We start from the raw sequence: 7,555 nt of genomic DNA on the forward strand, positions 1-7,555 counted from the left end.
AGCCAAGCAGTATCAACGCCGCAGCGCCTAGGGCAAACATGATGGCTAAGACAGGTTTAAGATGAAATTTATCAGCCAGTATGCCGCCGCCGATAGCTCCCACCATGCCGCCAATATTGAGTGCAAATAAGAACAGCATGCTTGCACCTAGTGAGTAACCTGCCTGAATCATTAGTTTTGGTAACCAACTAGCAAGGGCATACACCATCAGTAAGCACATAAAGAAAGCGACCCAAAACATGATAGTAGTGAAACCACGGTTTTTCAGAAATAAGGCTTTAATTGGTGCATCATCGCCTTTGGTCGGCTCGTCCAATAGCAAACTGGTAGAAGTGGTAATCGTTTCTTGCGGTGCCAATTTTTTAACAATAATTTTGGCTTCTTTATCTCGCTTCTCTTTTACCAAATACATCAAAGATTCAGGCAACATTTTCCAAATGATTGGTAAAAGTAGCATTGGAATGCCAGCGATATAAAACATAATCTCCCAGCCAAAATCTACCACCAAAAACGAGCCTAATAATGCCGATGCCATGCCTCCAATGGCATAACCACTAAACATTATAGCAACTAAAGTACTGCGAATACGTTTTGGTGCATATTCGGAGGTTAAAGCCACGCAGATAGGCATAACACCACCGATACCTAGGCCTGCAATAAAGCGCAAAGTGGCGAACTGTATTGGACCACCAGCAAAAGCACCAAGAAAAGTAAAGCTACTGAACAAGCCGACGCAAATCATAATGGTTTTTTTGCGTCCAATCTTGTCTGAGAGTGTTCCAAAAATCATAGCGCCAAACATCATGCCAAAAAGTGCCGCACTGGCAAGAAAACCTGCTTGTACTGCGGTTAATGACCATTCCTCCATGAGTAGGGGCAATGCTACACCATAAATAATAAGATCATAGCCATCAAAGATAATAATCAATAAACACCAAAATAAGACTTTCCAGTGAAAAGGTGCAAATTTGGCTTCATCAATAACTCTATTGATGTTTAAAGTAGGTGAGTCCATTCTTTTTTTCTCCGTGGGTAATATCCCTATAAGTCTTTATTAAGTTATTGTTTTCTATCAAGCAAGTCAAAAACCATCTGAGTATTAATTTATACCTATAAGGTATAGATTTTGACGTAACTTAATAAAGGGCGGTGACATGTGGTAAAAGAGAAAAGCACCTACATATCCTTTAGATATGCAGGTGCTTTTCTTAAACTAAATGAAAGATTTAAGCTCTTATTTGTTAGACTATTTTTTTATTACTAAAAAATCTGATGGTATCCGTAACTCTATTAGTCATGAAAATATTGTTTGATTAATTGATTGAACACGTCAGGCTGTTCAATATTTGAGATATGTGAGGCATTAATGGTCGTGAGTGTTGCATTTGGGATATGATCAACCATGTATTGACCATCCGCAACTGTGGTCACAGGGTCTTCAGTACCTGCAACCACTGTGACGGGTACACGAATATCTTGTAATTGCTCGCGAGTATCAGCGACAGATAATGCCTTACAGCAGCTGGCATAACCCTCGCCACTGCCAGCTACGAGAGCGTCAGATAATGCTTTAACTACATCAGGATAATTATCGATAAAACTTGCTGTAAACCAACGCGAAGCAGCTGTCGATGCAATAGGTTCTAATCCTTTCTCACGTACCAATTTTGCCCGATCTACCCAAGCCGCTTCATTACCAATCTTCGCGGCGGTATTGCATAGCATTAAGTGATGGAAGCGGTCAGGGTGATTGATAGCTAACCATTGACCTGTCATACCGCCCATAGAGATGCCACAAAAAAACGCTTTATTGACGTTTAGATAATCAAGCAAATCAATAGCGTCTTGTCCAAGCTGATCTAAACGATAAGGGCCTTTTGGTGTGGAAGACTGACCATGACCACGGGTGTCATAGCAGATGATAAGGTAATCGTTTTGTAAGGCATCAAATTGCGGCTGCCACATATGATAGCTAGTGCCCAAAGAGTTAGAAAATATCAGAGCAGGATTGCTGCTATCGCCAAAAGTGGCATAGTTTAGGGCAACGTCTTTTTTGTCAAATATGGGCATCATTATTATCCTTTTTAATCATGGTAATGTCATTGCAGTAGTAATGGTGGGTGGTTTGAGCGATATTGATGGATAGCACTCTCTAATCGTTGACAACCCGTTCAATAATCATCGCAATGCCTTGTCCAACCCCAATACACATCGAGCAAATAGCATAATGCTTACTATTATGTTCAAGCTGATTAAGCGCTGTCAAAATAAGACGTGCGCCCGATGCACCGAGTGGATGACCAAGGGCAATCGCACCGCCGTTTGGATTGACACGCGCGCTGTCATCAGCTAACCCTAAGTCACGCGTACAAGCGAGAGCTTGCGCGGCAAAGGCTTCGTTTAATTCAATGACATCCATCTCATCAAGTGACAGTCCAATTTTTACCAGTAGTTTTTTTATCGCTGGTGCTGGAGCAAAGCCCATAATACGTGGCTCAACGCCTACCGTAGTTGAGGCCACAATACGTGCACGTGGCTTTAGATTGAACTTTTTCACCGCTTGCTCTGATGCTATTAGAAAAGCTGCTGCACCATCATTGATACCTGACGCATTCCCAGCCGTCACGGTGCCATCTGAGGTGACGATAGGGCGCAGTTTGGTCAACTTCTCAAGCGTGGTATCAGCACGAGGATGCTCGTCAGTATCGACGGTGATAGGCTCGCCTTTGCGTTGCGGGATGCTGACTGGAGTAATCTCATCTTTGAAAAACCCTGCCTTTTGCGCCGCTGCGGTCCGTTGTTGACTACGTAGGGCAAAAGCATCTTGGTCAGCGCGATTGACATTGAATTGTTCTGCGACATTTTCAGCGGTTTGCGGCATAGTTTCCGTGCCATACAATTCGTCAAGCTTTGGATTGATAAAACGCCAGCCCATGGTTGTATCTTCTAACTTTTGACTACGCTCAAAAGGTTTATTTGCTTTACCCATCACCAATGGCGCACGGCTCATGCTCTCAACGCCACCTGCGATAATTAAATCAGCTTCACCAGCTTTGATGGCGCGTGCCGCGATGGCTAAGGCGTCCATTGAAGAGCCGCACAAGCGGTTAACAGTGGTCGCAGGCACTTGGTAAGGTAAGCCGGCTAGCAACGATGACATACGCCCGACGTTGCGATTGTCTTCACCGCTTTGATTGGCACAGCCGTAAATAACGTCATCTACTTGTACCCAATCGACATTGGCATTACGTTCCATTAATGCCTTGATAGGGATAGCTCCCAAATCGTCAGCGCGTATCTGTGCTAGAGCGCCGCCGTAGCGTCCAAAAGGGGTGCGAATGGCATCGATAATATAAGCATCATTTAAACCAGTGATTGAATCATTCATTATCCTTGTCCTTTTTATTATTTTGAATTTGTAGCGTCAATTAGCGTCGCACCAGTCAATGCTTGTAAGTCCGCAAAGCTCATACCATCGAGCATTTCAGTGACGGCTAAACCTTTATCAGTGACATCAATGACACATAAGTCAGTATAAATACGATCAACGCAGTTTTTACCAGTCACAGGGTAGGTAAGCTCGCTGACGATTTTAGGGTCGCCAGTTTTGGTGGTGTGGTTGGTCATCACAAAGACTTTTTTGGCACCGACGGCTAAGTCCATAGCGCCGCCAACAGCCGGTATTGCATCTGTCGCACCGGTGCTCCAATTGGCTAGGTCACCATTTTCAGCCACTTGAAATGCACCTAGTACGCAGATATCAAGATGACCACCGCGCATCATCGCAAAAGAGTCGCCATGATGAAAGAAGCTGCCGCCATCTAGCATGGTGACATACTCTTTTCCGGCGTTAATCAGTTCGGGGTCTTCTTCGCCCTTAGCGGGCGGAGGACCAAAAGCTAGTAAACCATTTTCTGAATGCAAAAATACATCTTTATCATCCGGTAGGTATTGGGCAATTTTGGTCGGTAGTCCGATACCTAAATTGACATAGGCACCATCTGGAATATCTTGTGCAGCACGCTCGGCGATTTGATCGCGGGTCAAAACGGTGTAGGAAGTATGGTTCATGATGACGCTCCTTATAGTTGGCAGTATTAAGCGGTGGCTGTAGTAGCTGTGCTAGAAAGTTCAGCGCTAGCAGATTCAGTGCTAGTAGGCTGAATTTGCACCACATGCTGCACAAAAATACCCGGCGTAATAATGTGTTCAGGATCAAGCGCACCAAGCTCAACCGTTTCGGAGACTTGGGCGATAGTCACGTCAGCTGCCATTGCCATAATTGGACCAAAGTTACGAGCAGACTTGCGGTACACCAAGTTTCCCCAGCGATCGCCTCTAGAAGCTTTAATTAAAGCAAAATCAGCCTTAATGGGATATTCAAGAACATAGTCTTTACCATCGATTTCTCGCGTCTCTTTACCTTCTGCGAGTAAAGTACCAAAACCTGTGGGCGTATATACCGCACCGAGTCCCATACCTGCTGCTTGAATACGACAAGCCAAATTCCCCTGTGGTACTAGCTCCAGCTCAATCTTGCCAGCATGATAAAGCTCATCAAATACCCAAGAATCCGATTGACGCGGGAAAGAGCAAATTATCTTACGCACAGCACCCGTTTTTAAGAGCTTGGCAAGGCCATGGTCGCCATTACCAGCATTATTATTAATGATGACCAAATCCTTTACGCCTAAATTAATAAGTCCATCAATGAGTTCAGCTGGTTGCCCTGCAGTACCGAAGCCACCAATCATGATGGTGGCGCCATCTTTGATTTGACTAAGTACGTCAGTGATATTTTTATCTGCTTTGTTAATCATGTTTATATCCTATAAAAAGTCATATGAGGTAGTGTCTTTAAGATTGATAAACGGTGTATAGGTTGAGTCGCTGCTCTGAGGCTATTTAAGTTTTGTCCTAAGAGCACTATTCTTAATGGGCTTCATTATTAGCGCTCTTTAATGAGGCCGATGAAGTGGGTAGTAGGCGTTTTTTGGTTAGAATATAGTGAGCAATCATGCCAATAAGAATGCCCCAAAACACAGAGCTTAATCCCAAAAAGCTCATACCCGATGCTGTCGCCAAAAAGGTAATTAACGCTGCATCTCTTTGCTCATCATTTTTCATAGCGAGCGTAATATTGGCAGAAATGGCACCGATTAATGCAAGACCAGCTAAGGCGGCGACCAATTCCTTTGGTAATAGGCTAAATACCATCACGATACTGCCAGCGAATAAACCGCCAAATAAATAGAAGATGCCATTAGCAACGCCTGCTATGTAGCGTTTCTCTTTAATCTCATGAGCATCTTTACCAGTACAAAGCGCGGCAGTTATAGCGGCAAGCACAATGGTAATACCACCAACACAAGCGACTGCTAACGATGAAAGGCTTGAGATGGCGACAATGGGTTTGGCTGGCGTGTCATAACCACTTAGATTTAAAATAGCCATACCGGGTAAGAATTGACCAGTTAAGCTCACAAGGATGAGTGGTATAGCGAGGTTAAACGTTGAGTTCCACGACCATTCAGGTGCAATAAAAGTAGGTATGGTAAGGGCTAAATTGAAATTTACAGGGTTCATTCTGCCAAATAAAACGCTTAAGACGACACCGCATATTAATACCCAGATCATCGTATAGCGCGGTGAAAAACGTTTGGCTAATAAGTAGCAACCGAGCATGCTAAAGACGATAAATGGCATGGTATCAGTTGCGACAAATAATTCTAAGCCGAACTGAAATAAGATGCCTGCCATCATGCCAGCGGCGATACCATTAGGAATCCATTTTAATATTTTGTCGAAGTAACCTGTTGCTCCAACGATAAATATGACAATCGCTGAGATAATATAACCAGCAACAGCTTCATTGATACTCATCTGTGGAAATAGAGTAACCAGTAGAGCGGTACCAGGTGCTGACCATGCTGTAATAATCGGTGTTTTATATTTAATAGATAAATAAATACCGGGAATGGCAGCACCGATGGAGACACCCCAAATCCAAGACGCCATCATGGCATCTGATACTTGTGCAGCTTGTGCAGCCTGAAAAAAAATAATTAAAGGACCCGCATAAGAAATAAGAACCGCTAAGAACCCTGCAACCGAGGCGGAGAGCGACCAATCGCTTTTTAAGGTTTGGATTACAGAGGCCATATTGCTTCCTTGCAAATTAGCATTGGTCATGGGATTAACAGTTTGGGATGACAAATTCAGGTTCATGCTATTTATTGGCAGATTAATTATTAGCCTTCGTCGCCGCCACCTACAGGAATCGTGCTGCCAGTAATATAAGAAGACTCATCAGAGGCCAGAAACGCAACAGCATTCACCTGTTCGTCGATGGTGCCGTAGCGCTTCATAAAGGTGCGATCAATCGTCTGGTCAACCACCGCATTCATCCATGATTTTTCATCATCATTTAGTGGTTTGGCATTACGTGGAATCTTTCTGGGTGGAGCTTCAGTACCACCCGTTGCCACTGCATTAACACGGATACCATCACGTGCGTATTCGAAGGCAATTGATGAGGTCATAGCGTTTACGCCACCTTTCGCTGTCGAGTAGGGTATGCGGTTGATACCGCGAGTAGCGATAGAGGAGACATTAACAATAGTACCTGACTGCTGTTTGACCATCGTTGGTAATACTGCATGGCAACACCATAATGTTGGAAATAATGAGCGACTAATTTCTTTTTGAATTTCTGCTTCAGAGAAGCCGGTAAAAGGCTTCATCCATATTGCGCCGCCGACATTGTTGACCAATATATCGATACGCCCATAGCTATCAAGTGCCTTATCAATAGCCTCTTTAGCGCCCTGATACATTTCAAGGTCAACTTGAATGGTAACGGCTTCTCCACCATTGGCGATGATTTCAGCCAGCACTTCTTCTACTAATGGAGAAAAGTCTGCCATGACGATTTTTCCGCCCTCACTTGCTAAGCGTAATGCGACTCCGCGTCCGATGCCTTGGGCGGCACCAGTAACGATACATACTTTATTATCAAATCTTTTACTCATGACAGTCTCCTAAAAATCTTGCTCATGCTTTGCTAGTAGAGTAATACGGGTAAGCTAGGTTATTGTTCACTAGGTGTAAACTTTTCATAATAAAAACTACTTGGTTTTGTATTACTGCTGTCTAACCAATTACTCACCGCATCCACCATAGCTAACGGACCACATAAATACACATCGACGTCGCCATCGTTCAACCATTCGTTTTCAACATGCCCCGTGACATAGCCTTTACGCTCGTGGCTGCTGTCATTACTTGCCACACAAGTACGATAATCGAACCAAGGGTGGTTTTGTTTGACTTCTTCTAACTTTTCGACTTCTATCAGATCAAAATCGTTAGTTACACCATAGACCATTCTGACAGGATGATGAGCACCAGACACTTCTAAACTTTTTAGCATCGATAGAAAAGGCGCAATACCGGTACCACCAGCTAGAAATAGCGTCGGGCGGATTAGGGGGCGCAGATAAAAGCTGCCAAATGGACCCTCAAAATTAATCTCTTGACCTATAGTCGCATTATC

Annotated in this window: 7 protein-coding genes and 1 pseudogene; all 8 read right to left on the bottom strand. The window is 43.9% G+C overall.

What is annotated here, in order from left to right; genetic code table 11:
- The coding region (locus V7D75_RS06510; RefSeq protein ID WP_333613897.1) for an MFS transporter at positions 1-1,015 on the bottom strand (1,015 nt) is incomplete at its 3' end.
- A 275-nt stretch (positions 1,016-1,290) separates the two neighbouring features.
- On the bottom strand, positions 1,291-2,070 hold the full coding sequence (gene pcaD / locus V7D75_RS06515) for a 3-oxoadipate enol-lactonase (RefSeq protein ID WP_333613916.1): 780 nt from the start codon (positions 2,068-2,070) through the stop codon (positions 1,291-1,293).
- 82 nt (positions 2,071-2,152) lie between these two features.
- On the bottom strand, positions 2,153-3,388 hold the full coding sequence (gene pcaF / locus V7D75_RS06520; protein ID WP_333613898.1) for a 3-oxoadipyl-CoA thiolase: 1,236 nt from the start codon (positions 3,386-3,388) through the stop codon (positions 2,153-2,155).
- 17 nt (positions 3,389-3,405) lie between these two features.
- Positions 3,406-4,071: a 3-oxoacid CoA-transferase subunit B gene (locus V7D75_RS06525; RefSeq protein ID WP_333613899.1), complete on the bottom strand. Its 666-nt coding sequence runs from the start codon at positions 4,069-4,071 to the stop codon at positions 3,406-3,408.
- 26 nt (positions 4,072-4,097) lie between these two features.
- A complete protein-coding gene (locus V7D75_RS06530; protein WP_333613900.1) occupies positions 4,098-4,820 on the bottom strand; it encodes a 3-oxoacid CoA-transferase subunit A in 723 nt (240 codons plus the stop codon).
- Between the two features lie 112 nt (positions 4,821-4,932).
- Positions 4,933-6,162, bottom strand: a complete 1,230-nt coding sequence (gene benE, locus V7D75_RS06535) for a benzoate/H(+) symporter BenE (protein WP_333613901.1) — start codon at positions 6,160-6,162, stop codon at positions 4,933-4,935.
- 89 nt (positions 6,163-6,251) lie between these two features.
- On the bottom strand, positions 6,252-7,031 hold the full coding sequence (locus tag V7D75_RS06540; RefSeq protein ID WP_333613902.1) for a 1,6-dihydroxycyclohexa-2,4-diene-1-carboxylate dehydrogenase: 780 nt from the start codon (positions 7,029-7,031) through the stop codon (positions 6,252-6,254).
- A gap of 59 nt (positions 7,032-7,090) precedes the next feature.
- Positions 7,091-7,555: pseudogene (locus V7D75_RS06545) on the bottom strand (benzoate 1,2-dioxygenase electron transfer component BenC); the annotation flags it as partial.

Origin of the sequence: Psychrobacter sp., from assembly GCF_036731945.1 — a bacterium.
Lineage (GTDB): Bacteria > Pseudomonadota > Gammaproteobacteria > Pseudomonadales > Moraxellaceae > Psychrobacter.